Origin of the sequence: Candidatus Frankia nodulisporulans, assembly GCF_902806475.1 — a bacterium.
Classification (GTDB): Bacteria; Actinomycetota; Actinomycetes; order Frankiales; family Frankiaceae; genus Frankia; species Frankia umida.
In genome coordinates this window covers 1-1,372 of the sequence record NZ_CADCWS010000480.1, presented here as the reverse complement: position 1 = coordinate 1,372, position 1,372 = coordinate 1, and the positions used below count along the sequence as shown (strand labels likewise).

General features: G+C 66.6%; 2 protein-coding genes. One reads left to right on the top strand and one right to left on the bottom strand.

What is annotated here, in order from left to right:
* Nucleotides 1-330: 330 nt before the first annotated feature.
* Entirely contained in the window at nucleotides 331-618 is a 288-nt protein-coding gene (locus tag G6R24_RS20965) for an EthD family reductase (RefSeq protein WP_163550837.1), read from the bottom strand.
* 436 nt (nucleotides 619-1,054) lie between these two features.
* Here G6R24_RS20965 and G6R24_RS20960 point away from each other — a divergent pair.
* The coding region (locus tag G6R24_RS20960) for a winged helix-turn-helix transcriptional regulator (RefSeq protein ID WP_225438887.1) at nucleotides 1,055-1,372 on the top strand (318 nt) is incomplete at its 3' end.

Here is a 1,372-nt window from a genome sequence, read left to right as displayed (position 1 = left end):
GAACGGCGCCGGGGATTCCGCGATCCCTACGCGGTGCCCGTCCCGCGCGGCGCCCGCACGACTGTTACCACAGCGCCAGTGATCTTTGTGTGGCAGCCTTCCGCTCGGCCAAAAAGTTCCTCCAGTCCCGCCTCCCACATCGCCACATCCACCTCGGATGCACTCTGAGTCGCGGTCACCGCGGTCTCTCCCTTTGTTTCCGCAAAACATGGAGAAACACACGGTGGCCGCTCTTGCGCCCACACTGCACCACACCGCACTCGAAGCAAGAGATCACACGCCGACCATCGTCGCTGTGGTACTGGTCAGAGAACGGACCAGCGCGGTCGGTCAGACCTCGGCGACGTCACCGGTGTAGGTCGTGAACGTCGTTCCGCAGCCCTCCGCGTGGTTGCGGGCCTCGGCCCTCTCGGGCGTCACGGCCCAGGCATTGAAGGCGTCCTCACTGTGCCAGAACAGCTCGGCGACGAGGTACGGCGTGCCGCCCTGCGGGTGACTGAGCTGGAATCTGACCAGCCCGGGCGAGGCCTTGACGAGGGGGATGTGCTCGTCGGTGTAGCGGCGGTCAAAGGCCTCTTTGTCGGCAGGCTCGTCATAGACCACGGTCAGTCGGTACATCGGGCAGTTGCCTCCTTGAGTGGTTGTCGAATCTCTCGGGGTCGTTGGGGATGGCGAAAGAGATCACGTGGTACCAGCCGCAGAGCAGAAGCAGGTCGGCCGCGGCGTCCTCGCCCACCGCGTCCGCGGTGTCTGCCACTCGGCGTCGTCGAGGTCTGCGCGCTGGTGCGGAGCGTCTACGGTCGCGGGGACCATGGTCTGCAGGGTCGGTCCGTCAGGCGTCTGCAGGGTCCCCGGTGGCCAGCGAGGCGACCTGTTCGTCCGTCAGGTCGGCCTTTCCGGCGTAGACAGCGATGTGGATGCCCCTCAGATGCTTTGGAATCAGAGGCACAGCTCAAGGGTGGCATGCTTTGCTTTCAGAAGCAATACTTCTCGCATGGCCAGCACTCCGATCCCCGGTCGCCCGGTACGCGGCTCGACCACCGGACGTCCGATCATGGCGCTGTTCGACCTCGTCGGACGCCGGTGGGCGCTGCGCGTCGTCTGGGAACTCCACGAGGGCGACGCCACGTTCCGCGACCTTGCGCACCGCTGCGACGACGTGTCGTCGAGCGTGTTGCGCGACCGGCTGCGCGACCTCACGGTGGCCGGGATCGTCGAGCGGGGGGACGGGGGCTATCGCCTCACCGCCGACGGCCGCGAGCTCATGGAGTTGCTTCGGCCACTCGGGCAGTGGTCACAACGGTGGGCTGCGCGCGCATACGCAGCTGACAGCGGGCACGCCCGCAGCTCGAACGAGAGGTCCGATGAGCTC

Bases quoted from the DNA above. Each gene is read 5' to 3' on its own strand.
- G6R24_RS20965 (WP_163550837.1), bottom strand. From the start codon at position 618: ATGTACCGACTGACCGTGGTCTATGACGAGCCTGCCGACAAAGAGGCC.